At 52.7% G+C, this 25,043-nt stretch carries 20 protein-coding genes, 1 pseudogene and 1 riboswitch; of the genes and pseudogenes, 8 read left to right on the forward strand and 13 right to left on the reverse strand.

The annotated features are described in order from the left end of the window. Nucleotides 1–249 precede the first annotated feature (249 nt). Both CGL_RS10765 and CGL_RS10770 read right to left on the reverse strand, forming a co-directional pair. A pseudogene (locus tag CGL_RS10765) lies at nucleotides 250–643 on the reverse strand (DUF3040 domain-containing protein). A 329-nt stretch (nucleotides 644–972) separates the two neighbouring features. Further along, on the reverse strand, nucleotides 973–1,398 hold the full coding sequence (locus CGL_RS10770; protein ID WP_011014929.1) for an SAV_6107 family HEPN domain-containing protein: 426 nt from the start codon (nucleotides 1,396–1,398) through the stop codon (nucleotides 973–975). Nucleotides 1,399–1,622: 224 nt separating this feature from the next. Here CGL_RS10770 and CGL_RS10775 point away from each other — a divergent pair, with 224 nt between their 5' ends. Then, nucleotides 1,623–2,186 carry a GNAT family N-acetyltransferase gene (locus CGL_RS10775; RefSeq protein ID WP_003856553.1) on the forward strand — a complete coding sequence of 188 codons (564 nt, stop codon included), beginning with the start codon at nucleotides 1,623–1,625 and terminating at the stop codon, nucleotides 2,184–2,186. 6 nt (nucleotides 2,187–2,192) lie between these two features. On the opposite strand, the gene metF is transcribed toward CGL_RS10775, so the two are convergent. Continuing rightward, the gene (gene metF, locus CGL_RS10780; protein ID WP_011014930.1) at nucleotides 2,193–3,173 is read right to left on the reverse strand and encodes a methylenetetrahydrofolate reductase [NAD(P)H]; all 981 of its coding nucleotides are present in this window, start codon (nucleotides 3,171–3,173) and stop codon (nucleotides 2,193–2,195) included. Nucleotides 3,174–3,283: 110 nt separating this feature from the next. On the opposite strand from metF, the gene idsA reads away from it, so the two are divergent. Together idsA and CGL_RS10790 are read left to right on the forward strand one after the other, a co-directional pair. Further along, on the forward strand, nucleotides 3,284–4,384 hold the full coding sequence (gene idsA / locus CGL_RS10785) for a geranylgeranyl pyrophosphate synthase IdsA (protein ID WP_011265892.1): 1,101 nt from the start codon (nucleotides 3,284–3,286) through the stop codon (nucleotides 4,382–4,384). 9 nt (nucleotides 4,385–4,393) lie between these two features. Next, nucleotides 4,394–5,923, forward strand: a complete 1,530-nt coding sequence (locus tag CGL_RS10790) for an alpha-(1->6)-mannopyranosyltransferase A (RefSeq protein WP_011014932.1) — start codon at nucleotides 4,394–4,396, stop codon at nucleotides 5,921–5,923. 69 nt (nucleotides 5,924–5,992) lie between these two features. Here CGL_RS10790 and CGL_RS10795 read toward each other — a convergent pair whose 3' ends face one another. Then, complete coding sequence (locus tag CGL_RS10795) at nucleotides 5,993–6,364, reverse strand: Rv2175c family DNA-binding protein (protein ID WP_003856558.1); 372 nt, start codon at nucleotides 6,362–6,364, stop codon at nucleotides 5,993–5,995. Nucleotides 6,365–6,505: 141 nt separating this feature from the next. On the opposite strand from CGL_RS10795, the gene pknB reads away from it, so the two are divergent. The 3 genes from pknB to mptD all read left to right on the forward strand — a co-directional run bounded on the left by pknB (nucleotide 6,506) and on the right by mptD (nucleotide 11,369). After that, nucleotides 6,506–8,728: a Stk1 family PASTA domain-containing Ser/Thr kinase gene (gene pknB / locus CGL_RS10800; RefSeq protein WP_011014933.1), complete on the forward strand. Its 2,223-nt coding sequence runs from the start codon at nucleotides 6,506–6,508 to the stop codon at nucleotides 8,726–8,728. Beyond that, nucleotides 8,728–9,966, forward strand: a complete 1,239-nt coding sequence (locus tag CGL_RS10805; protein ID WP_011014934.1) for a glycosyltransferase 87 family protein — start codon at nucleotides 8,728–8,730, stop codon at nucleotides 9,964–9,966. Before pknB ends, CGL_RS10805 begins: the two co-directional genes overlap by 1 nt. A gap of 92 nt (nucleotides 9,967–10,058) precedes the next feature. Continuing rightward, nucleotides 10,059–11,369 carry an alpha-(1-2)-mannopyranosyltransferase MptD gene (gene mptD / locus CGL_RS10810; RefSeq protein ID WP_011014935.1) on the forward strand — a complete coding sequence of 437 codons (1,311 nt, stop codon included), beginning with the start codon at nucleotides 10,059–10,061 and terminating at the stop codon, nucleotides 11,367–11,369. Nucleotides 11,370–11,438: 69 nt separating this feature from the next. Here mptD and CGL_RS10815 read toward each other — a convergent pair whose 3' ends face one another. Continuing rightward, complete coding sequence (locus tag CGL_RS10815; RefSeq protein ID WP_003856581.1) at nucleotides 11,439–12,827, reverse strand: class II 3-deoxy-7-phosphoheptulonate synthase; 1,389 nt, start codon at nucleotides 12,825–12,827, stop codon at nucleotides 11,439–11,441. An 87-nt stretch (nucleotides 12,828–12,914) separates the two neighbouring features. Next, a complete protein-coding gene (locus CGL_RS10820) occupies nucleotides 12,915–13,421 on the reverse strand; it encodes a polyadenylate-specific 3'-exoribonuclease AS (protein WP_003856583.1) in 507 nt (168 codons plus the stop codon). A gap of 140 nt (nucleotides 13,422–13,561) precedes the next feature. Here CGL_RS10820 and mptC point away from each other — a divergent pair, with 140 nt between their 5' ends. Both mptC and CGL_RS10830 read left to right on the forward strand, forming a co-directional pair. Further along, complete coding sequence (gene mptC / locus CGL_RS10825; RefSeq protein ID WP_011014937.1) at nucleotides 13,562–16,000, forward strand: alpha-(1-2)-mannopyranosyltransferase MptC; 2,439 nt, start codon at nucleotides 13,562–13,564, stop codon at nucleotides 15,998–16,000. A 104-nt stretch (nucleotides 16,001–16,104) separates the two neighbouring features. Continuing rightward, nucleotides 16,105–17,556, forward strand: a complete 1,452-nt coding sequence (locus CGL_RS10830) for an alpha/beta hydrolase (protein WP_011014938.1) — start codon at nucleotides 16,105–16,107, stop codon at nucleotides 17,554–17,556. 101 nt (nucleotides 17,557–17,657) lie between these two features. On the opposite strand, the gene CGL_RS10835 is transcribed toward CGL_RS10830, so the two are convergent. The 7 genes from CGL_RS10835 to CGL_RS10865 all read right to left on the reverse strand — a co-directional run bounded on the left by CGL_RS10835 (nucleotide 17,658) and on the right by CGL_RS10865 (nucleotide 24,339). Next, nucleotides 17,658–17,837 carry a hypothetical protein gene (locus tag CGL_RS10835; RefSeq protein ID WP_011014939.1) on the reverse strand — a complete coding sequence of 60 codons (180 nt, stop codon included), beginning with the start codon at nucleotides 17,835–17,837 and terminating at the stop codon, nucleotides 17,658–17,660. Nucleotides 17,838–17,977: 140 nt separating this feature from the next. After that, the gene (locus tag CGL_RS10840) at nucleotides 17,978–19,231 is read right to left on the reverse strand and encodes an acyltransferase family protein (protein ID WP_011014940.1); all 1,254 of its coding nucleotides are present in this window, start codon (nucleotides 19,229–19,231) and stop codon (nucleotides 17,978–17,980) included. A 188-nt stretch (nucleotides 19,232–19,419) separates the two neighbouring features. Continuing rightward, nucleotides 19,420–20,157 carry a lysophospholipid acyltransferase family protein gene (locus CGL_RS10845; protein WP_011014941.1) on the reverse strand — a complete coding sequence of 246 codons (738 nt, stop codon included), beginning with the start codon at nucleotides 20,155–20,157 and terminating at the stop codon, nucleotides 19,420–19,422. A 166-nt stretch (nucleotides 20,158–20,323) separates the two neighbouring features. After that, a complete protein-coding gene (locus CGL_RS10850; protein WP_011014942.1) occupies nucleotides 20,324–21,295 on the reverse strand; it encodes an ROK family glucokinase in 972 nt (323 codons plus the stop codon). A gap of 79 nt (nucleotides 21,296–21,374) precedes the next feature. Next, nucleotides 21,375–22,520 carry a GDP-mannose-dependent monoacylated alpha-(1-6)-phosphatidylinositol monomannoside mannosyltransferase gene (pimB, locus tag CGL_RS10855; protein ID WP_011014943.1) on the reverse strand — a complete coding sequence of 382 codons (1,146 nt, stop codon included), beginning with the start codon at nucleotides 22,518–22,520 and terminating at the stop codon, nucleotides 21,375–21,377. A gap of 25 nt (nucleotides 22,521–22,545) precedes the next feature. After that, nucleotides 22,546–23,565, reverse strand: coding sequence for an NlpC/P60 family protein (locus CGL_RS10860; protein ID WP_011265894.1), 1,020 nt, complete (start codon nucleotides 23,563–23,565; stop codon nucleotides 22,546–22,548). A gap of 144 nt (nucleotides 23,566–23,709) precedes the next feature. Further along, nucleotides 23,710–24,339 carry a C40 family peptidase gene (locus tag CGL_RS10865; RefSeq protein ID WP_011014945.1) on the reverse strand — a complete coding sequence of 210 codons (630 nt, stop codon included), beginning with the start codon at nucleotides 24,337–24,339 and terminating at the stop codon, nucleotides 23,710–23,712. A 12-nt stretch (nucleotides 24,340–24,351) separates the two neighbouring features. Next, nucleotides 24,352–24,540: riboswitch (cyclic di-AMP (ydaO/yuaA leader) on the reverse strand. Nucleotides 24,541–25,043 lie beyond the last annotated feature (503 nt).

Below are 25,043 nucleotides of genomic sequence, written 5' to 3' on the forward strand. Positions count from 1 at the left end.
TGGGGAGTGTGAATTGAAGGCTTTCAGCTCCGAGGGAACCCAGTCGCCACCTCTACTAGCCCGGTCCCCCAATAGCTAATTCCTAGCCCGCCGCGGAAGAAGAATTCCCACCCATCCCCGTACCCACTTCATACATGCCCAATTCATGCCAAAAAATAACGGCGAGGGGCGACAGCTTAGATAGCTGTTGCCCCTCGCACGTTTACTCCTGGGCGCTACCAGGAGTGAGAAGACTTATTCAGTTACTTCTTACTTATTGCCCTCGAATCGTCGACGGAAGTTTTCTTCCATTTTGTCCCCAATGGTGGAATTGCCCTGTTGGCGATTCTTCGCATTGGAAGTGCGGGATGTGACGGAGATTTTGTTGGAGCCGCCCCCCGCGCAGCATCCACACTCCCGATCCGAACATGACTAAGAATCCGATAATTCCGAGCGCAACGAACCACAATGTTTGCTGGCTTAATGCGACGCCGGCAACAAGAAGGACAAGTCCGAGTACGAAAAGTGCGATTCCCCGAAGGGTAAACCCACCGCCTGCTAGGCCATTGTTACTTGCAACCGCTTTTCCAAATTTCGGATCATCTGCCATGAGCGCTTGCTCAATTTCGCGCAGTGCGCGTTGCTCCTGCTCTGAAAGCGACACGATGTCCTCCCGGTGGTTAGTAGAGACATTTTTTCTTCTATGCCTTATTAACGCCCAGAATATCCAGAATGTTCCCCGTTATGCCAATAACGACAAAAACGAGGGGGATACCCCGGCCGATCATGGTGGATCTTTTTGACACACACTCCCCTCTAGGCGCCCGTCAGTTGAGACGAATTTGTTAAAACAGCAGGTTAAACAGCACTTTTTCACGATTGTTACGAATCCAAAACAGTCTGGTTAACTACCCCCGTTCTGCCGCAAACGAAGGTTTATAAGACAAAGATCACATGTCGGCGCGGGCGTTAAAAAATAGGATTACGCAGCACCTATGCAGCATCCACGCTTGGACTAAAGCCGTGTTGCGCCTCCTCCAGGAACAGGGCAACTCGAGCCATAAAGCGATCTAAGTCCGCCGCAGAAAGGGTGATATCCAGCCCACTGCTTGCTCTTGATCTAATGGTGGAGAATTGGGAAAGTTCAGCCGCCCACTCCGCTGCCTCATCTCCCACCAATTGGAGCTGATCCCAAGCACTCTTAGGCTTCCGCTTTCTGGCAGCTACGTCGCTTCCCGCCACCACCGCACCGGCCGTTCGGAGAGCGGATTGATAGGACATCTCTAGAGCCAGCAGAAGATCACCTTCGCCGCGGTAGGTATGTGCCTGCTCTAAAAGGATGTGCGCCTTGGAGAAAAACTGGGCCCTTTTTCCTCCCACTCTCTCAAACCTCGTTGTTGCTGAAATTACGTCACCCATTGTCTTCCTCTCCTTTCAATCCGCTCTAGCTTTGAAGGCCTAGAAACCTTCGTTTCTTTTGTTAGCCCTCACTATATGGACAGGGGTGGACATCAAAATCGATTATTCGAACACATATTTGAATAATGGATTTTGGGGTGTAAACTACTTCAGTTCGGCCGATTCCTGCATAGATTTCTGCGGAACACCCAACTCACATCACCACTTCTGGTTTGATGGGGAGCGTGTCACCGATCATTCGTAAATTGAGTATCCCCGAGTTCACCACCAACACCCCAGTGTTGGTGGATATCTACATCGCAGCGATGAACTATGACAAAGCAATCAGGGATACCCGGATCGAAGTCTGGCGGAGAAACTCCCAGAACCCCGGATTCACAGCAGTGGCAGCGCTGATGGATGATCAGGTCGTGGGCGTGGCCTATGGCTTCAATGGCAGCCCAGATCATTGGTGGCAACACCAATTACGCCGGGGACTCCGACAACAAGGAGGCCCGACGGAAGAGGAAATCCATATCATCCACAACTACTTTGAGGTTGCGGAAGTTCATGTTCAGCCTGGCTTCCAAGGTCACGGCATTGGCCGAAAGCTGATGCATGAACTGTTAAAAGACAAACAAAACACTTTTGCCATTTTGTCTACACCCGAGGTCGACGATGAGGCGAACCATGCGTTTAGCCTGTATCGCTCTCTCGGCTTCACTGACTTGCTCAGGCAGTTTAGGTTTGACGGGGATCAACGGCCGTTTGCCGTATTGATCACCGCCCTCCCCCTTCATGATTCCTAAGAGGGCTTAACGCACCGCGTCTTGGCCGTGCTCTGCTCCCCAAGCAGGCGCCATGCCAAGGTTGTACAACACTTCTTGGGTTGCACGGGTGAAGTTAAGCGTCATGAAGTGCAGATCTTCCGCACCTTCGGCAATGAGTCGCTCTGCCATATTGGTGGAATATTCAATGCCCACCTTGCGGATCTCGTCTTTGTTCGCTTCTTCATTGCCGTTTGCAGCTCGAACAAGTGATTCTTCTAGTTGGCTCGGCAATTGAGCACCAGAGAGTTCGACCTGTCGACGCACAGACCGCAGGCTCGTAATGGGCATGATGCCAGGAATGATTGGCTTCGCACCATGAATGGGGTCTGCAGCGACAAGGCGATCACGAAGTCGCAGGTAGTCTTCCACATCAAAGAACATCTGCGTGATGGAGTACTCTGCCCCTCCACGCAGCTTCGCCAGAGTGTATTTGGTGTCTTCTTCTAGAGTTTTCGCCCGGAAATGCCCTTCGGGGAAGGAGGCGATACCGAGGTCGAATTCCCGGAACTCAGGAGTGGACTTAATAAGATCGATGAGCTCAGAGGCATAGTTCAGTCCTCCATCGGTGCTCACCCAATCGCCTAATGGGTCTCCAGGCGGATCTCCTCGAAGCGCCAACAGGTTTGTTAATCCCAGCTCTAGGTATTCCCGAAGAATTGCCTTCATCTCTTCGCGAGTGTGGTTAACCAGGGTCAGGTGCACCAGAGTGGTCAACGGTTGTTTCGCTAATCGTCGAGCAATACGTGAGGTTCTCTCACGGGTTGATCCGCCAGCACCATAAGTCACGGAGACAAACGATGCACCGAGGTCATGGAAGACCTCTGCTGCGCGGTAAAGACGCTCTTCAGCTGCATCGTCGCGGGGTGGCATAAACTCGACAGAAAAAGGTACTCGGCCGGGTGAAGGACGCTTCAAAACGTCGCTAATTGCCCATTGAGATGAGGCTGGGATGTTCGTTAGGGACATGCCTGGGTATCTTAGTGTGATGAGAGTGTTTTGTTGGGACTGCCTCTGGCATTTATTCACCTCCACCAAAATTCAGCCCGCATCCCCCTATTCGATTGAAGGACGTCTCCTTGAGCAGTTTCGATGCCCATGACCTTGACCTCGACAAATTTCCGGAGGTCGTGCGAGATCGTTTGACGCAGTTCCTCGATGCTCAAGAGCTAACAATTGCTGATATCGGCGCTCCTGTCACAGATGCTGTGGCCCATCTTCGCAGTTTCGTGCTCAATGGAGGAAAGCGAATCCGTCCTCTTTATGCGTGGGCTGGTTTCCTGGCGGCGCAAGGCCATAAGAATTCTTCTGAAAAACTTGAGTCCGTCCTTGACGCCGCAGCGAGTCTCGAATTCATCCAGGCTTGTGCCTTGATTCATGACGATATTATCGATTCTTCTGATACCCGGCGCGGAGCCCCCACAGTTCACCGGGCTGTGGAAGCTGATCACCGCGCCAATAATTTCGAAGGCGATCCCGAGCACTTTGGCGTTTCAGTCTCGATTTTGGCTGGCGATATGGCATTGGTGTGGGCAGAAGACATGCTGCAGGATTCCGGTTTGAGTGCAGAGGCATTGGCCCGCACGAGGGATGCTTGGCGTGGCATGCGTACTGAGGTTATTGGCGGCCAGCTGCTTGATATTTATCTAGAGTCGCACGCCAACGAGTCGGTGGAGCTTGCGGATTCTGTCAACCGCTTCAAAACGGCCGCTTACACGATTGCGCGCCCATTGCACCTGGGCGCCTCCATTGCTGGCGGTTCGCCGCAGCTTATCGACGCGCTCCTCCACTACGGCCACGACATCGGCATTGCATTCCAGTTGAGGGATGATCTGCTTGGTGTGTTTGGGGATCCCGCTATCACCGGCAAACCAGCTGGAGACGATATCCGTGAAGGCAAGCGCACTGTTCTTCTTGCGCTCGCTCTACAACGCGCTGATAAGCAATCTCCTGAAGCTGCAACGGCCATTCGCGCAGGTGTTGGAAAGGTGACTTCACCAGAAGATATTGCTGTCATTACAGAGCATATTCGAGCTACTGGTGCTGAAGAAGAAGTTGAGCAGCGAATTTCCCAGCTGACTGAATCCGGTTTGGCTCACCTCGATGATGTAGACATCCCCGATGAGGTGCGCGCACAGTTGCGGGCACTGGCTATCCGCTCAACCGAACGTCGGATGTAGTAGACGCGTATGACACTTTTTCAACGTTTAACCAACCCTGTAGTGCTCGGCGGCCTAGCAGGTGTTTTGCTTCTGCTCGGCTCTTTCGGTGGCGGTGCCATTCGGTACCGTGGCGGAGTGCTCGATGCGTTGGGGCTTAACTTCCTTGCTTTTGGCCACGCGCAGGGTATTTCCAATACCGTGTTGTGGGTTGGGCAGCTGCTGCTGATTGGCGCGTGGGTTCACCTTGGACGTCGGTTGTTCAAGAAAAAAGTCGCTGATGACACCGCAGACGCTGCTGACTTAGGTCTTGTAAAGCGCACGTTGTATGCCATGGTGGTGCCCCTCATTTTTGCGGCACCAATGATGTCGCGTGATGTTTATTCCTATCTCATGCAGGGCGCGATGCTGCGTGATGGCTTCGATCCCTACACTGAGGGCGCTGCGGTAAACCCTGGCCCCATGTTGCTTGAGGTCTCTCATGATTGGCGCAACACCACGACGCCGTATGGTCCACTACACCTGTGGATTGGAGACATGATCACCACGGTTGTGGGCGATAATGTCACCTTGGGCGTCGTCGCTTACAAGATCTTGTCGATCATTGGCCTTGCTGTGACAGGCTGGAGCATTGTCCGCATTGCACAACATTTTGGAGCCAACCCAGCAATTGCATTGTGGATTGGTGTGGCCAATCCTGTGATGATCATCCACATGATCGGCGGCATGCACAATGAATCCCTCATGGTGGGATTGGTCAGCGTCGGCTTGTTGCTAGCACTGAAGAAGCGTTTCGTGGCAGGTGTGGCACTCATTGCAGTGGCTGTGTCGCTGAAAGCTACAGCGGCGATTGCACTTCCTTTTGTGGTGTGGATCGGCATGCATCATTTCGCAGGATTCTTAGCCACCAAAAAGGGCAAAGACTCCCCTACCCTTAAGCAACAGGTCCCCGCGTTCTTTGCCACTGGAGCTGCAGGTGTTGCTGTCACTGGTGTTGTTGTCAGTGCGATCACTTGGGCGTCTGGCGCTTCGTGGGGCTGGATCAGTGAGATCAGTGGCAACAGCAAGGTAATCAACCCGCTGGCTTTCCCTTCTTTGGTGGCCAGTGTGATCACCATGGTGGCTGAAGTGTTCGTTGACGATTTCGACTACAACGCAGTGGTTAATGTTGTGCGCTCAATCTCCATGCTGATCATGCTTGGCGGGTTGGTCGTATGTTGGTGGCTGTTCCGCCAGAACGAACGCAGGGCGGTCACTGGTACAGCAGCGGCTTATGCCGTGGCTTTTGTGTTCAATTCTGTGACCTTGCCGTGGTACTACGCCAGCTTGATCTCTTTGCTCGGCACATTTAAACCACCGATGTGGTTGATTCGCTTCGCAGCGGGTGCTTCGGTGTTTATCGCGCTGATGTTTACCGGAAGTGGAAACCACCAGCTGTACAACATCGTTACGGTGATCATCGCAGCAATTATCGCGTGGCTTGCCACCGTGGTGATCTTTGATGACACTGACCCTGCAACAACGGCCACGGAGAAACCCTCCCCGCATACCGTTTCCTAGTTGCATAAGGTAAACCGCCACCCCACTAACAAAATGGGATGGCGGTTTTTTAGATCTTTTAGAAAGCGCTTAGAACGCCATTGCTTGAGCGCGTCGCATAACTTCACGAGCCAACTGGCCATGAAGTGCATCGATGGGGCGACCAGGAAGGGTCTCGTCTTCGGTAAACAGGAACGCGAGGATTTCCTCGTCGCTGAAGCCACCGTCGGCAAGCAAGGCAATAACTCCAGGGATGAAACGGTTGGTGTTTTCCTTCTTGGTGCTCAGGAAAGCTTCTGGAATGTAGCGAATACCGTCGCGCCGGACCACGATCAATTTGTGTTCATTGACCAGATCCATCACCTTGGTGACAACAACGCCGAGGCGCTCGGCTGTCTCCGGAAGGGTCAGCAATGGTTCATTGTCGGGCAGGGCGAAGGAAGATTCATTGTTGGAACTCACAGTCTTAATTTAGCTGGTTCGAGCTCTAATGGAGAATCTTTAGGGTATTTCTGCGCGTGCCGGGAATGAAAGCACCTTCTTGACCTTTGAAAACAGGATGTCACTACCACTTTTTGTGTACCTTCCGACATACTGGAACGCATGGCAAACTTGAAGGTCGGTGACGTTTTAGAGGACAGGTATCGGATTGAAACTCCGATTGCCCGGGGTGGTATGTCTACCGTGTACAGGTGCCTTGATCTTCGTTTAGGACGTTCCATGGCGCTTAAAGTCATGGAAGAAGATTTCGTTGATGATCCCATTTTCCGGCAGCGTTTCCGTAGGGAAGCTCGGTCAATGGCGCAGCTAAATCATCCAAATTTGGTCAATGTGTATGATTTTTCCGCTACTGACGGTTTGGTGTATCTGGTGATGGAGTTAATCACTGGTGGCACCTTGCGTGAGTTGCTGGCTGAGCGGGGACCTATGCCCCCGCATGCTGCTGTGGGCGTTATGCGTGGGGTGCTCACGGGTCTCGCGGCTGCCCACCGGGCGGGCATGGTGCACCGGGATATCAAGCCTGACAACGTGTTGATCAATAGTGATCACCAGGTGAAACTGTCTGATTTCGGCTTGGTTCGAGCGGCTCACGCCGGCCAGTCTCAGGACAATCAGATTGTGGGCACGGTGGCTTATCTTTCCCCTGAGCAGGTTGAGGGCGGTGAGATCGGGCCGGCCAGCGACGTGTATTCGGCAGGCATTGTGCTCTTTGAGCTGCTCACAGGCACCACGCCTTTTTCGGGCGAGGATGATCTCGACCATGCATACGCCCGCCTTACGGAAGTCGTGCCGGCACCGAGTTCGCTTATCGACGGCGTCCCCTCCCTCATCGATGAGCTTGTCGCGACAGCTACCTCCATTAATCCTGAGGATCGTTTCGATGATTCTGGAGAGTTTTTGTCCGCACTGGAAGATGTCGCAACAGAGTTGAGCTTGCCGGCTTTCCGGGTCCCTGTGCCGGTTAATTCCGCAGCCAATAGGGCTAATGCCCAGGTCCCGGATGCTCAGCCAACTGATATGTTTACCACCCATATCCCCAAGACTCCTGAGCCTGATCACACTGCGATCATTCCGGTGGCCTCAGCAAATGAGACGTCGATTCTGCCTGCGCAAAACATGGCACAAAATATGGCGCAGAATCCGCTGCAACCTCCGGAACCTGATTTCGCCCCGGAGCCACCTCCGGACACAGCGCTGAATATTCAAGATCAAGAGCTTGCGCGCGCCGATGAGCCAGAAATTAATACCGTCAGCAATCGTTCCAAATTGAAGCTGACGTTGTGGTCAATTTTCGTGGTCGCAGTGATCGCTGCTGTTGCTGTTGGCGGTTGGTGGTTCGGTTCAGGCCGTTACGGTGAGATTCCGCAGGTGTTGGGCATGGATGAGGTCCAGGCAGTAGCTGTTGTAGAGGAAGCTGGTTTCGTGGCAGTGGCTGAACCTCAGTATGACAATGAGGTTCCCACTGGTTCGATTATTGGGACTGAACCTTCTTTTGGTGAGCGCCTTCCTCGCGGCGAGGATGTTTCTGTCCTCGTCTCTCAAGGGCGTCCCGTGGTGCCGGATCTTAGCGAGGATCGATCCTTAAGCACCGTTCGTGAAGAGTTGGAACAGCGCACGTTCGTCTGGGTTGATGGCCCAGGTGAATATTCTGACGATGTTCCAGAAGGACAAGTAGTTTCTTTTACACCGTCGTCAGGCACGCAGCTTGATGTTGGTGAAACCGTGCAGATCCATTTGAGCCGAGGCCCCGCCCCGGTTGAGATTCCTGATGTCTCTGGCATGGGAGTGGATCAGGCAACACGTGTGTTGGAGCGCGCAGGTTTGAGCGTCGAGCGTACTGAAGAAGGCTTTGATGCTGAGACACCAAATGGTGATGTCTACGGGACTTCGCCCAAGGTATCTACTGAGGTCAAGCGCGGAACCTCTGTTGTGCTGCAGGTGTCCAATGCTATTTCGGTACCGGATGTGGTGGGTATGACCAAGGACGAAGCCACCGCGGCGCTTGCGGAAGAAGGATTGGTCGTGGCGTCGACAAGCATTATTCCTGGTGAGGCGGCGAGCTCCGCTGACGCCGTCGTGACCGTCGAGCCTGAATCCGGCAGCCGCGTTGATCCAGCGCATCCGCAGGTCAGCCTCGGGTTAGCTGGGGAGATTCAAGTTCCAAGCGTGGTTGGACGTAAGGTTAGCGATGCTCGAAGCATTCTGGAAGAAGCCGGTTTAACGCTGACAACTGATGCGGACGACAACGATCGAATTTATAGTCAAACCCCTCGTGCACGCAGCGAAGTCTCGGTAGGGGGAGAAGTTACAGTAAGGGCGTTTTAGTGGTTCCCTCGTTGCAGCAATGGCGAAAACCTGCTCTCATCCTGGCCATTTTGACGGTGCTAGGCGTACTCCTGACCCATTGGTTCGCCTGGCCACTCACCTGGCCGCTGGGGCTGCGTCTTCCCGTTGATGTAGAGGTGTACTGGCAGGGTGCGCGCGAGTTTTGGCTCGCCGATGATCTCTACGACATCAGGTATGACACCACTTTCGACAACTTGCCGTTCACCTATCCCCCTTTCGGTGCGTTGGTGTTCACCCCATTGTGGTGGATTCATGACCTCTTTGGTCTTCTCGTCACCGAACGTGTCTTCGCGCTAATCACGCTGCTCACCACCTACGCTGTGGCAGTTTTCCTGCTCCGCCTGGCCGGCGTGCGCGATCGTGTGTGGGAATTCGTCGCATTCGCAGCCCTGCTCGTGTCCGCGCCGGTGTATTTCACACTCAATATTGGGCAAATAAACGTCATGCTCATGGCTTTAACGCTTTTCGACGTCGCCCTCCCCCGCAGCACGCGCCATTCAGGCGTGCTCAAATACGTGCCACTCGGCGTACTCACCGGCATTGCCGCTGCGATCAAACTAACCCCACTAGTGTTCGGGCTGTATTTCCTCATCCTGTGGGTCGTGACTAAATCACCACGCGGACTGTTTGGAATGATTGGTGGCTTCCTCGGGGCATCCGGGCTTGCAATTATTTTCCGACCATCCATTAGCATCCAATATTTCACCGACGTGCTGTTTACCGCAGAACGCATCGGCGACCTCCACTTCGCACGCAATGTCTCCATCCGTGCGGTTTTGGAACGACTCCCCGAACTTGGTTCCGCAGCATCTATCATGTGGCTTGTTGCTGTGGCGCTAGTGATCATCGCAGTCGCAGTTGCTGCTTACCGAATCCTGCGGACGGATCTCTCCGCGCACAATCGTCTGCTGGCTGTTTCCCTCGTGTCGCTCGTTGCACTGTTGTGCTCCCCCGTCAGTTGGTACCACCACTGGGTGTGGCTTGGTCCGTTAATCGTCGCTCTCTGGCTAACTCAACACCGCTGGCTGGCTCTATGGGGCGCATTCGCCGTGACATTCGGATCATTCCACAATTTCCTACCCTCAGAAAACAATATGGAGCTCACCTGGCCGTGGTGGATGCATGTCCTCGCAGCACATTATTTGATCTTCTCCGCAGTGGTTACTGCCGTATTTAGTTGTGGGAAAATGCCCCAAAAAACAGAGCTTTCCCACTAATCGATCAGGAGTATCACATCTCCATGATTTAAGATTAAAACTTTGTCTAAACACGAACGGTGTTTTCATGTTTAAGAAAAGGACTCCTGGTTTTGACGAACCCCCAGACAGCACATGCTGCCGCGTCTGACTCCGCATCCCAGAAGGAGGCTCCTAATCCTTCACTCTCCATCACTGTAGGTATTAAAGATCTGCTGGGGCTGCTTTCAGTTCTTGGCATTGCAGCGGGGCTGATAGCCAACAAGATTCTCATCGAACGCTACAACTGGCGCATCGATGCCGCAGTTTACCGCGAAGGCGCGTTAGCGCTGGTCAACGGGGAATCACTGTACGCGCAGCCGTTTGATATGGGTGATATTTCACTACCCTTTATCTACCCACCGATTGGTGCCATCCTGTTTGCGCCTTGGGGGTACTTTGATTTCATCACAGTTGAACTTGCGGGAAACCTTGTTGTCATAGGCTCATCCCTGCTGTTATTACTGTGCCTGTATCTTGTCACCAACGCTGTTCTTAGCGGTCGAGACAAGCTGTTGGCCTTCACCATCGCTGCGATTTCCTGGCCGATCGCTCTCTTTGCAGAGCCAGTGTTTTTGAACGCTGACTTGGGCCAAATCAACATTTTGATCATGGCTTTGGTTGTCATGGACCTGCTTCCGATTAAGCGCAGAATCCCCCGAGGTGTCCTGATTGGCCTTGCAGCCGCCATCAAAATCACTCCGCTGGCCATGCTGTTGTATTTCCTGGTGAAGAAGGATTTCCGCGGAATCATCAATGCGGTGATCTCACTACTTGCCTTCACTGCTATCGGTGCTGTGCTCGCATGGGAAAACACCAAAGAGTTCTTCTCTTCAACCCTTCTCAACTTAAGTGCTGAAGGCGATTCAGGCGTAGACACCACGTTCCAATCCAACAGCTCGATTCAGGCCATGCTGTATCGCTGGTGGACCTCAAAGGCAGATGCCGAAGCATCCTCACTGCCCACCATCTTGTGGATCGTACTGTCCCTGATTGCTGTGGCGGCCGTTGCCTACCTAATGCACCAACTCTTCTCCAGAGGATTGCACGTTGAGGCAGTCATGGTTAACGCCATGCTCATGCTACTTATCTCCCCCATCTCATGGTCTCACCACTGGGTGTGGCTACCGCTGTGGGCTGTGGTGTTCTTCGTTCGATACCGCCAGCACCGCTCTCACCCGAAGTTCTTGTTGTGGAGCGGAGTTATCTTGAGCGTCATGCTGCTGATGCTGCCACCAAAATGGTGGTTTGGCCGCGATGGCGTCAACGTCTTCGAACTGAATTTCTGGGAGAAACTACTCATCTCTGACTGGACGTGGCTCTCCATCGGGCTCATGATCACCTTGGGTCTTGGGCTGAAAGCATTTCCCAAAATATCCAAATAGATAAAGGTGTGGGGGCTGACAACAATTGTTGTCAGCCCCCACACCTATTTTTAGAGTTGGTCTAAAAGCTTAGTTACGCAGCATTTCTGCAACGAGGAAAGCCAACTCCAAAGACTGCTGAGTGTTCAGGCGAGGATCGCATGCGGACTCGTAGCGGCCTGGCAGATCAACATCGGTGATGTCTTCAGCGCCACCGAGGCACTCGGTGACATCTTCACCAGTGAACTCAATGTGGATTCCGCCTGGGTGGGTGCCCAATGCGCGGTGGACCTCGAAGAAGCCCTGGACCTCATCGATAACCTTGTCGAAGTGACGGGTCTTGTAGCCATTGGATGCGGTGAAAGTGTTGCCGTGCATCGGATCGGACTGCCAAATAACCTTGTGTCCGGATGCCTCAACAGCCTGGATAACACCAGGAAGTACGGAGCGAACCTTGTCGTGGCCCATGCGAGCAACGATGGTCAAACGGCCAGGCTCGAAGTTCGGATCGAGCTTGTCAGCGTATGCAACAGCCTCTTCAGGGGTGATACCAGGACCAATCTTGATGCCGATTGGGTTAGAGATCATGGATGCGAAGTTCACATGGAAATCATCCATGCCACGGGTGCGCTCGCCGATCCACAGCTGGTGAGCTGAAAGATCGTAAAGTTCCTCGTTGCCTTCCTCATCGGTTGCAAGACGCAGCATGGAACGCTCGTAATCCACCAGCAAAGCCTCGTGGGAGCAGTAGATATCTGCAGCACGCAGGGACTCATCGGACACGCCACATGCTTCCATGAAGCGCAGACCGGAGTCGATCTCACGAGCAAGAGCCTCGTAGCGTGCACCAGCTGGGGAGTTCGCAACGAACTCGCGGTTCCACTCGCTGAGACGGTAAAGATCAGCGGTGCCAGAGCTGGTGAGCGCGCGCACCAAGTTCATCGCAGCAGAAGCGTTAGCGTAAGCACGGATCATGCGGGCAGGATCGTGGCGACGAGCCTCTGGGGTTGCCTCCACACCGTTGACGATATCGCCACGGTAGTTTGGCAGACCATTTCCATCCAGATCAGAAGAGCGAGGCTTTGCGTACTGACCAGCAATACGAGCCATCTTGATCACAGGAGTGGATGCACCGTAGGTCAAAACAACTGCCATCTGCAGCAGAGTCTTTACGTTGGCGCGAATGTGCGGCTCAGTGTTTGACTCGAAAGTTTCCGCACAGTCACCACCCTGCAAGAGGAAGGCCTTACCGTTGGCAACATCAGCAAGCTTCTGCTTCAGCTCAAGTACCTCAGGGGCAACAACGATTGGAGGAACCGACTCAAGGATCTTGCGCACGTTTTCTGCCTGTGCACGATCCCACGTAGGTTGCTGCTTAGCGTCACGGGAAATGGTGTCCTCGAACTGCTGCTGCATGCCTTCTGGCAATGGTGGCAAATCAGGGAGAACTTCTTTAGGGATATCAACTGTCCAACTCACACCCCTATTCATAGCACGATATCGGTGTTTTAAGGAATGGAATAACAGTTAAGTTTTCTCCCAACCTATGGAATGGGAGCAGATCGACTAAGAGACGCGATCCCTTTTACCCAAAGGCAGCGCTGCCATGCACACTTTGAACTTGGCTAAATTATGACGCGCATCAATCAACGCATCGTGGTTGCCGTTCGGCAGCTCTGGCAGCGTTGGGCGGCCAGCCATGTCCCAATACTGGCGAAGCTCGCGGGTAAAACGAGGGATCTCCCGAGGAAGCCCCGCCATATCGCCCCACATTTGTGCCAACAACACGTGGTCATATGCGCCCACCCAGGCCCACAGTTCAGGGGTTGGTCCGGTGGAGGTGAGAAACTCATAAACTTCGCGCTTTATAGTGTCTGCAGATTTCCACACTTTGGAGGAAGGATTAGGCAATTTGTCCAACACGTTGGCGCGCACCCAAGCGTTCGCCTTGGAGGAATCAAACTGTGTGCTAACTGCGTAATACTCGCGACCGTCTTCTGCGACGATTCCAATAGAGACCAATTCGATCGTGCGCCCATCTTCAATGAACTCAGTATCGTAAAAATAACGCACTAGCAATTAGTCCTTCACAGCGTCGAAAACGTCGGTTTGTTGTTCATCGTAGCCGTAAAGCATTGAGCAGTGTCACAAAAGGTCACAAGGTGCACAGCTCAGTTCCTTAAAAACCGCTGGATACGGATACACTATTTTTCATGCACGGTGAAAAACTTGTGGATGGCACTGAGGGAAATCTCAGTCAATTCCAATGGCGCGATATGGCTACAAATCAGACGCTGAGAAAAGCACTGTTAGTGCTTTCTACCATCGCTCTACTCTTGACTTTATGGCCTTCAATTTTCAATGTTCGGGCCATCGAGTCTTTTGTTTTCTTCTTCCATATTGATACTGACGTGTACCGCGCCGGTGCTAATGCATTCTTGCATGGCGAGAATCTGTATACCCAGGACTACCAAGTTGGTAGCATTCAACTTCCCTTCACGTACCCACCGATTTCTGCTGCGCTGTTTGTTCCACTTGCAATCCTTGCAAGCAGTGTAGCCGGAATAGCATTAACGCTTATTTCCACGGTGTTGCTGTGGTGGAGCGTAGCTATCGTCTTGCGCCGAGTGCTCAAGGGTCTCACGGATGCTGATTCCAGGTTTGTGTCCTATTTGATTCTGCCTATGGCATTGTCCACGGAACCTGTATTCCAGACCCTGCAGTTTGGCCAGGTCAACATCATTTTGATGGCGCTGGTTCTCATGGATACCTTCACCAAAAAGCCCTGGTTGCCACGTGGTTTTTGGATTGGTTTGGCGGCATCCATCAAGCTGACCCCCGCAGTCTTTGGCCTTTACTTCCTAGTGAAGAAGGACTGGAAGGGCGCTGGAGTAGCAATTGCTTCTGGCGTAGGTTTTTCCGCCTTGGCGTTTATCCTCTCACCTTCAAGTTCCAAGATTTACTGGACTGAAACACTCAACGACCCTTCTCGCATCGGCAACCTATCTTATATTGCTAACCAATCTGTGCGTGGAACGCTCAGCCGAATGATGCATGAACAGCAGGATCTCGTCGAAAAGCTTTGGCTTGTGGCAGTTGTCTTGTGCCTTGCCGCTGTCGCCGTCGCCATGTGGCGCGTGGTACGCGCCGGCAACCCGTACGGCGCCGTCATGCTCAACTCGTTGATTGCTCTGCTGTGCTCCCCTGTTTCATGGTCTCACCACTGGGTATGGCTGATTCCAATCGCTATTGGTTTGGGGGCAAGTGCGTGGAACCAGCGGCGGACTGCTCCAGGAATTGCCGCGACGGCTGGAGTCTTGGCGCTTCTGACCACGATTCCGATGTTCATCACAACATTTTGGAACATGCCATACGATTCAGAGTCTTACCCATTTTGGCCATTGATTCTGCAGCCGTCGGGCAACGCGTATGTAGTAGTGGTCATCGCTATTTTGATCGTCGCGATTGTGAATCCAACAGTTTTGGGCAGTGGCAATAAAGCTGTTTCAGGCCAGGCAGAGAAGAAGTCCTCCCCTGCGTTGCTTGTTGTTTTAGCGATTGCCATTTTCTACCTCTTTGCCAATATTTGGTTTAAGGGAAACAATCAAAACAAAGCGCTCATTCAGTACCCACTGCAGACTATGGAAGGTCGCGGTCTCACTGACTTCGGCGAGCTTATTTTTGAATTCGCGGCTTCCTCCAACCAGCTTGTTTCCCTCTGGATAATCGGCGCCCTCAACGCCATCGCATTGGCTATTACCCTGTGGTTCCTCCTTCAGCGTTTTGCTGGGAAGAAGAGCTCCTGGCTGATTTATCTCAGCACCGTGGCTGTTGCGCTGATGATGTTCTCAGTGCAGGATGCCTTGCAGTTTGGTTCGCTGACTCTCGTTGCACTCGCATTGATCACTGTTGATGTGTTGAGTGTCAGAGAGATTGGCCGCCGCGGGCTGCTCACAGGACTTGCAGCAGCCCTGTTTGGATGGCCAATTCTGATTGTTATCGGATTCCTCATTCACCGACGTTATGCAGCAACAATCACAACCACTGTCACCGCAGCTGTGCTGTGGATCTTAGGAATTCTGCTCAATCCAGACGCCTTCAACCTCAACCTGCTGCGTCAATGGTTCAGCGGGCGCGATGGTCGGGACAATTTGTCCTTCTATGCTTTCCTTGCCAGGTGGGTCAGCGAATCCCCAGTCATGATGTTCGTATGGTTCATCGTCGCCCTAGGACTTGGTGCCTGGGCAATCCACCGCACCTGGTCACATGGATTCAAGGACCTCTCCGCTGCACTGAGCATCGCACTACCAACCTTGGTGCTCCCCATAGTGGAACTCCACCACCTCGTGCTACTTCTTCCACTGATCGCAGTGTTGCTTCGTCAAGGACGCGTGGCAATTTCCTACCTCATCGGATTTATCTACCTAGTCTCATGGACTCCGCAACACCTGTCCTACTCCACGGTATTCCCACTTAATGATCCAGCACCAGAAGGGTACGTCGCCCACTTTGGATGGTATTTACTCGTTGAACCAATGGCGGTAGCACCGGCAGCTATAATCCTCGGAGCATTTATTGCCTGTGCTGCAACCACACCTAAAACAAGTCAGCTCGTGCAGGTCGACAAGTCAAGCGCGGAAAACACCAAGTAAGCCTTACAGTCCGACAGCCTCATAGCGGATGGGATAAGTTCCAAACACGTTCAAATCCGTTAAAGTGCCTGTTTAAAACTATGCATTCAAAGGAAGAGTTAACAGTGCGTAAAGGAATTTCCCGCGTCCTCTCGGTAGCGGTTGCTAGTTCAATCGGATTCGGAACTGTACTGACAGGCACCGGCATCGCAGCAGCTCAAGACTCTGCATTTGACTACGGTATGGATCCAAACATGAACTACAACCCGATCGATGACATCAAGGATCGTCCCGAAGGATTGTCCAATCTTCCCTACTTCGGAAGTAAATTGACCAGCTGGGGCTCATCAGATGCCACCGCCTCATCCGGCGTCGTGACCTCCGCGCTCCCGCAGTACACCGATCCGCGCTACCCCCTCGGCAAAGACGACCTGCCCAAGGCAACCATCGACATGGAGCCAGAAGTTCTTGCGCGCCTTGAGCGATTCGTCGGCGTTGACGGTGATCGCATCCGCCAAATCAACGCGTACTCGCCATCAATGGGACGCACCATTCCTCTAGTCTGGGTTGTTCCAGAAGACAACACCGTGCCTGGCCCAACGGTCTACGCACTCGGCGGCGGTGACGGTGGACAAGGCGGCCAGAACTGGGTCACCCGCACCGACCTTGAGGAATTAACCAGTGACAACAACATCAACCTCATCATGCCGATGCTCGGATCTTTTAGTTTCTACGCTGACTGGGCAGGCGAAAGCGAATCCATGGGTGGTGCGCAACAGTGGGAAACATTCCTCATGCACGAACTGCCAGAGCCGCTAGAAGCGGCCATCGGCGCAGACGGGCAACGCAGCATCGTCGGCATGTCCATGTCCGGGGGATCAGTGCTGAACTTTGCGACGCATGACCCCAACTTTTACTCCTCGGTCGGCTCATTTTCTGGATGTGCCGAAACCAACTCCTGGATGGGACGCCGTGGCATCGCAGCCACCGCCTACAACGGCAATGTCGTGCCTGAGCAAATCTTTGGTGAAGTAGACAGTGATTACTCCCGCTATAACGATCCTTTGCTCAACGCTGCGAAGCTCGAAGAACAAGACAACCTCTACATCTTCGCCGGTTCCGGTGTGTTCTCTGAACTAGATGTCATTGGTGACAACGCACCGATTGATGAGGATGCGTTTAAAAACCGCGTTCTGGTCGGATTTGAAATCGAAGCTATGTCCAACACCTGCACCCATAATCTTAAGGCTGCGACTGATCAAATGGGCATTGACAACATTAACTATGATTTCCGACCAACCGGTACTCATGCTTGGGACTATTGGAATGAGGCACTGCACCGTTTCTTCCCGTTGATGATGCAGGGCTTCGGGCTTGATGGTGGTCCGATCCCGGTTTATAACCCTAACGGTGTGTCCTCTAGTGAGTCTTCTTCTGAGCTGTCGTCTGATGTGAGTCTTGGCACCGTGATCGGTAGTGTGGCGGGAAGCTCCGGATCAAGTGAAGGCAGCAGCGTCCGAGAGTTCCTTGCAGGAAGTTCCGGATCAAGCCAATCAACAGGAAGCTTCTACGAATAGCTAGGGCTGCGCAAGATTCCAATGAGAAAACCTCTGACATCAAATGTGTCAGAGGTTTTGACGTTTCCCAGCTTTCAAGATTTCAGCAGCGTGCAGAAGGCCTATTCTTTGTCAGCAGACTGCTTCTTTTTTGAACCCCGTGGGACAAACACAGCGGCCGCGACACCGACAATGATGAACGGTGCGACGATCTCCCGCGATAAGTCCAACGCTGCAACAATCACATAAAGCACAATCAGGATTGCAACAATGAGAAGTCGGATACGCATGAACTTATTCACGGGGAAAATAGATCCTTTACTGTTTAACTAATTCTTCAAAAGGCAGCGGTGCTCTAATGCTCTGGATGATTCCACGCTCGAAAGCAAAAGGCTTGTAGGTTAGAAGGCTGACAAGCAGAATCACACAGGTTATGCTTCAGTTATATACCGTACGTCTTAGAAGAGGTAGAAGCATTCATAGGCTTCGCAGACTGAGCTTTAACGTGAGAATCAGCTTGTGCTTTAGCTGGAGTTTTATCTGGTTCTGGCAGTTTAGGGGGAACAAGAGTCCATCCCAGCACTGGAACTCGCGAGATCAGATAGGTCAGGTACCCGCCGAGCATCGCGCAGGCAAACGCGATGACCATCCACGTATTGGTGTGGTGCCACAAACTGTCAGAGAAGTTATCAATCTCCATGAAATTCCAGCGCAAGCCGAAACCAAAAATCAGCGATAGTCCTGTTGCATGCCCAATGTAGATGGGAAGGGTGTGCCTACCAATAAGTTTCAAAAACTCCCCTACTGGCTTTATTCGGCCAAGCCATACGCACAACACAATTCCTGCAGGCAGGGAAACAATCCGAATGATCATTCCAGGAAGGTGATCCATATCGAATCCAGTGAGGTTGCCGCCGAGTGCATGAGCAAAAGTATCGCGGAGGTTCATCAGCCACAGCACGCTTGCGCCATGGTTTTCGCTGTCGCGCAGCCCATTTGAGATCACGCCCAAAGCAAGTCCCGAGACATAAAGGACCGCTGCAAACACTATTGCTTTTGGCCTTGTTGCGGCTTCTGCAAAACGCGAAATCAGTGGGCGGAAGTAAGCGCCAATGAGGAATGTAGGCAAGTAAATAATGGACTTGCGTAGAATCTCAATCTCGCTATAAGCCGGCATAAGTAGCCACAGTGAGGCCACCAACGCCACAATTGCCCAAGCTGGGAGTTTTCTCGTTGCCCATAAAAATAGGTTGAAGATGACCAAGAAGTAGAGGAACCAGTACATATTGGTGGCCGAGAGCATCGAGCCGCTGTACCATTCCCATGTTCCCGGTGCTCTACCGGTAAAAACTGTGCCCTCGAGGCGGTGTAGATAAAGATTCACTGGAGTCCACAGCAAATATGGAACCAGGTAGAACCACAGTCGCCCGCGGAAAAGTTCACCAAAGCTTTGATTCAGAACTTTAACTGCAAAAAATCCACTCACCATAAAAAATAATGGCATCCGAAGTGGATCAAGCAGTGCGTTCAGGTGGGACATCATGGTGTCCTGGCCACCTGGAATTGCCAACGACACGTGTAGTAACACGACACCTAGGATGGATATTCCCTTGGCGATGTCTGGCCAATCCATACGAGCCTTGTTCTGGGGAGCCGTCACCTGCTGTGGGGCTGGGTTTAAGTTTCCAGTTTTCACGGTGGCGGACAACTCCTAAAAAAGACGATGCGCTCATTTCGCAGCGCAACCGTCCGACTCGATGTATGCCAAAAAGATTAACAATTAGTTAAATCTTGAAGCCTAACCGGTACAACCATACCGTTCTGCCACCCGAATACGAAAAGACTCACACAAAAACCCCAAGGTTTTTAACAGAAAAGACCCGATTACTGTGAAGGAGCTGTGCCCTCCGGGTATCCTTTTCCTTCCTCCAGAGCGTTTTTCACATCTTTAGAGTACGCATCAACATACGGCTGACCAGTGAGATCAGCAAGAATGAACATAACGTGATCTGTCAGCTTGCGCGCTGCTTCGTAGGTTCCAGGCTTCAACCCATGTTCTTTGACGAATGCGAGGGGATCAATTGGGCTTCCTACCTTGATCCTGACTTTTGCGGGTTTCGGAAACCAACTTCCGATAGGGTTCGCGTCCCGGCTGCCAATCATGGCAACGGGGATAACTGTCGTACCAGTTTCCATCGCAACATAGGCCATTCCGGTTTTGCCCTTGTAGATGCGACCATCGGGCGAACGAGATCCTTCAGGGTAAATACCGAAGAGGTCTCCCCGATCCAGCACCATTTTGGCGGTATTCATCAAAGAATCCATGGCATTATCTGCGGTGCGGTCCAGGGGTACTTGCCCCACAGAAGTAAAAAACCACTTCTGCATCTTGCCTTTAATACCTGGTGATGTGAAGTATTCGGCCTTCGCTGGGAAGGTCAGCTGCCGTGGGCACAGCAGGGGAAAATAAAAGGAATCCATCACTGCTTCGTGGTTGGACGCCATGATCGCGGCACCTTCTGCAGGGATGTTTTCTTTGCCTTCGATCTCCGGGCGGTTGTACACACGCAAAAACGGGCCAATTAGCACATACTTGAAAAGCCGATACCAGTTGTTTTTCATGATGTTTGGGTTTACCCCTTCTTCGCGCTTTACTGCTGTAGGAACTTCTAAGAATACGTTACCCACGATGTGTATTTTGCTGCGAAGCTACCAAAACCACTTTTTAATTTCTTTAAGGGGTGGCTCTTTTGGTGGACATGCGTCATCGCAGCCCACCGAAAAACACCTAGTTGGCTTCCACTACAGAGCGTCGAGCTAGATCAGCGACACCGATCATGCCAGCATCCGCACCCAACTGAGCTGTGGCAACGCGTGCCAAAGGGCGATATCCTGCGCCGACGATGCGGGTGGAATAGTGGTTGACCGAGCGATCCAAATAAAGGTCGGCAGCATTGGACAGTCCGCCACCAATGATGATCATGCCTGGGTCAAGGACATCAGCAATGATCGCCAAAGTTTCGCCCAGCCACTCGCTGAAATCTTCCAGAACGGCGAGAGCAAGTGGGTCTTCTTGGCGCGCTGCCGCAGTGATCGTTTTTCCATTGATGGAATTCGGATCGGCTTTGATCTTGTCAAACAGCCCGCTGTTGCGGAATGAGCCATGCGAAGCCAATTCACGCGCAGTGTAAACCAAGGCAGTACCGGAACAGTAACGCTCCAGGCAGCCTTCTTTGCCACACGCACATGCGCGTCCGCCACGAACAACACGCAAATGACCAAATTCTGGTGCCGTGCCATATGCACCACGGTAAATTTCGCCTTTTTCAATCAGCGCTGCACCAATTCCAGTGCCGAGTGCCAACAAAACCCAGTTGTCAGCGCCTTGAGCTGCACCAAAACGATGCTCACCCCACGCTGCTGAGTTGGCATCATGTTCCAAACGAACAGGCAGGCCCAAAAGGTTTTCCAACTTTTCACGCACTGGCTCATCGCGCCAAGGAAGGTGCGGGGCAAATCGAACAACCTCGCACTCAGGATCCAAAAATCCCGCGACGGCAAGTCCCACAGCACCAACCGGGTATTCGGCCTTGAGCTGTTCGACTAGATCAAAAATCCCCTGTTCCATTGCCTGCGTCGTGCGCGGCGACGGCGCCGACAAACTGGTCACGATGCGCCCGGATTCGTCGACAAGCCCGGCTCGCATGTTGGTGCCGCCGATGTCAAAGCCCACCGCGAAACTGGCCGGTTTTTGTGGCATAAGAGTGCCCCTCGCGTTCTACACAGGATTTAGGTGAATTTAATCTTTCAAAGTATAGCTATCAACAGCTGTCCAACCATCATCGTGGTTCACTCTGCAAAATATTGGTCAACCGCTCCCCCATGATTTCCCACGACCATTCGGCCTCCACATGCGCCCTACCTGCAGCGCCCATCGCGGCGCGGCGGATCGGATCGTCGAGAAGCTCAATTAAAAGCTCAGACAGCTTATCGACGTCCGACCCCTCCACAACCAGGCCAGTTGCCGGAGTCACCGTCTCTGGCGCGCCGCCAGAGGTGCCGGCTATCACCGGCACTCCGCAGGCTTGTGCCTCGAGATAGACAATGCCCAAGCCTTCAACATCAAGTCCGCCACCGCGGGTGCGCGCTGGCATCGCGAAAATATCTGCGGCGGCAAGCGTGTTGATCATATCTTGATATTCAAGGCGCCCAAGGAATTTCACGTTCTGGCTCACGTCAGTGGCAAGGCGCCGCAAAGTCGACTCGTATCGCCCACTGCCCACAATGAGCAACTGCGCATCTGGGCGCGCCGCAATCACCTGTGGCATCGCCTTGATCAGCGAGTCCTGGCCTTTCCTCGGCACTAAACGCGAGTTACAGGCAATAACCGGGGTGGTGTCCGTGAATCCTAGCTTTTTCCTTGTTGCGCTTTTGTCCTCTGGCGTGGCCGGAGTGAATCTCTTAACGTCCACGCCGGAAGGCAAATGTTCAAAAGTCGGGTGCGATCCAAAAGCACTTTTGAATCTGCGCAGCGTGTACTGCGAGATATAAGTCAGCACGTCCACCTCAGTGCCGATTTTGCGCAACGATTGTCTCGATCCAGGAAGCATTGACCACCCCACCTCATGCCCATGAGTGGAGGCAATAACCTTGCTCGCACCTGCCTGCTTCGCTGTGCCTGCCATCAACGCCAACGGAGCCGCAGCACCGAACCACACATTATCGATCTCTCGCTCACGAATGATCTCCGCCATAGCGTGTGCCGTTGTTGGGGTGGGCAGCATCACCGAACGAGGCCACCTAATGACCTCATAGTCCAAAGTCTTGTCGTAGGCATGCGCTTCCTCAGCGTTTTGAGTCGACGCAAACACCACGATCGACTCAGGATCTTGAGTAGCGATGAAATCCCTCAAATAGCTTTGGATTCCGCCGATCCGTGGAGGAAAATCATTGGTCACAACGAGAGTTTTTCGGGATGCAGACACAAAGATTCTCCTGACGAACTATTTCTTAGTAGCGACGCGCACCATAAAACGGTGCTGAATCAACAGATACCACCTGCACAGGGATTCCGTAGTCTGAGGCGTGCACAATCTTTCCGTCCCCAATATACAGTCCCACGTGAGTAGCACCTGGGTAATATCCAATGACATCGCCAGGCTGCAGCTCATCTCTGCTCACCGGCGTTCCGCCAGCCATCTGAGCTTGAGACGTACGTGGCAAAGTCTTACCCATCTGCTGATACGCCCAATAGATCAAACCTGAGCAATCAAACTCATTTGGGCCAATGCCACCCCAACCATAAGGGCTTCCCAACTTAGACAAGGCAGCATCCACCGCACCCGAAGTCGCAGCGGAAAGACCAAGCAAATCAGTCAGATCAATGTCCAATGGACCATTCTTAGCAACCCACATTTCCCGCTCCTGTGGCGTCAGGGCATCCACCCGGTCTCGGATCTCCGATTTTCGACCATCCAATGCTTCCTTTTCAGATTCAAGCTCCGCCTGGCGTACCTTCAGCTGCCCCAACTGGAACTCCGCTTCCGCCTTAGTACGGTTTGCTTGATACACAGCTTCTGCGGACTTCTCAGTCTCCGCGTTGAGGGATTCAACCACATCACTAGTGGACTTAGTCAACGTTGAAAGGTAGCTCATCCGATCAATCACGTTTTGTGGATCTTCTGCAGACACCGCAATGCTCAAAGGATCCGTGACTGTGCCACGATACTTCGCCTGAGCGATCCGATTGATCTCCGAACGATAAGCTTCGACATTCTCCGATGCTTGATCAGCCGCCTCACGGTAGCTTACCGACTGCTCCTGAACTTCCTTGATCGTGACCTCACGAGCCTCAATATCAATCTCAAGCTGTTTGACTTCCTCATTCTGGGCAGACGTTTCCTGAGAGACATGCTCGATATCAGCAATCAGTTGATCGACTTCCTCCGCACCGGAATGCGAAGGCACCAGAATCAGCGTGCTTGCGATAACACATGACGCCACAACGCTCACCCAACGGCGACCAAACATCTTCAAAAATCCCCTATCAACCTCATTCAAGCAACTCCACTACTCTAACCCGATTACAAAAGCCTAGCCAAGGAAAAGAAGCAAGCCGCTCTCAACTTTTTCAAGGAGTGCGGCTTGCTTCAAAAGCTTAAGACTTTATGCAGATTAGAAACGAACTGCAGAGTGGAATGGCATGTAATCCAAGGAGTGCTCAGACAGAGGGGTGCTGCTGTTCAGTGCGTGGATAACGGTGCCGTGGCCGGAGTAGATACCAACGTGGGTAGCGCCGGAGTAGAACGCAACGATGTCGCCAGCCTGAAGGTCAGAGTAAGCAACAGGGGTGCCCTGTGCAGCCTGAGCCTGGGAGGTACGTGGGATGGACTTGCCAACCTGGCTGTATGCCCATGAGGTAAGGCCGGAGCAGTCGAAAGCGTTAGGACCGGTAGCACCCCAACCGTATGGGGAACCAATCTTGGTGCGCGCTGCATCAACGATTGCCTGACCGGTGCTTGCTGCAGGTGCAGCCTGTGCTGCAGGTGCATCAATGACGGCTGCGTAAGCAGTAGGAGCTGCCTGGCTGCTAAGGGAAGGGATCCACTGATCGATTCCTGGAACGTTGTTAAGACCTGGAGTGGTCTCGATGCCAGCGATGTCAACGCTGATTCCGGTGCCAGGAACAACAACCTCAGCTGCCTGTGCTGGGGAGGCGATAGCTGCGGTTGCTCCAAGCGCAACTGCAGATGCTGCTACAGCCTTGCGAGTTGCGTTTGAATTGTTGCGACGGTGCTTACCCACTGATGAAACTCCAAATTCTTCCTGTTTGCTGACCGAGTTAGCTGTCGGGTTCGGAGCGGAAGGCCCCTATCCCCACTCCTTCTCTCTCTGCGAGAGAACCCTTGTGGGAAACTCACCCCAGGAACACGTTTGGTTCCCCGGCTCGCCGCACGATTTAAAGAATTTCTCTAAACTATGCTTGCGATTAAGCGTCTATTTGTTTCTGTAATGCTGGCGGAAATTCGGTGTCCGTCCCGCAATGTCTCAATAAGGTTACGAAACCGCAACAACACTTGTCTAGCCCAAGCGAAAAAATTGGTCGTTATCGAACCGTTATCGCGGATTAATTTGACCGAGACGCAAGTCCTCCACTCAGACCCCAACTACTAAGGGTTCTCCCCTAGAACCCTGAGAAGGCTAGATGACCTGCAATTTCAGGAAACTTCCAGTAGTCAAATCGTTTTCACAGAGCCGAAAAATCGGCACTAGTTTCAGCAATGATCTCACTATGTGACATTAATCACCATTGGCGGCTTATGCTTTGAGATTTGGAGTTATGAAAACAATTTTTAAGCCACACCGAGCTGGATTTTGAGCGGAATTTGAGCGAAGTTGACACTGACCCCAGGCGACCTAGGGCGTAATGCTCACGACGAAGAACACTCCTTATATATATAAGGAGAAGAAAACTCTACGCTTTCCACGCGCCTGCACGTTGCTTCACA

It is taken from the genome of Corynebacterium glutamicum ATCC 13032, from assembly GCF_000011325.1.
GTDB classification, from domain to species: domain Bacteria; phylum Actinomycetota; class Actinomycetes; order Mycobacteriales; family Mycobacteriaceae; genus Corynebacterium; species Corynebacterium glutamicum.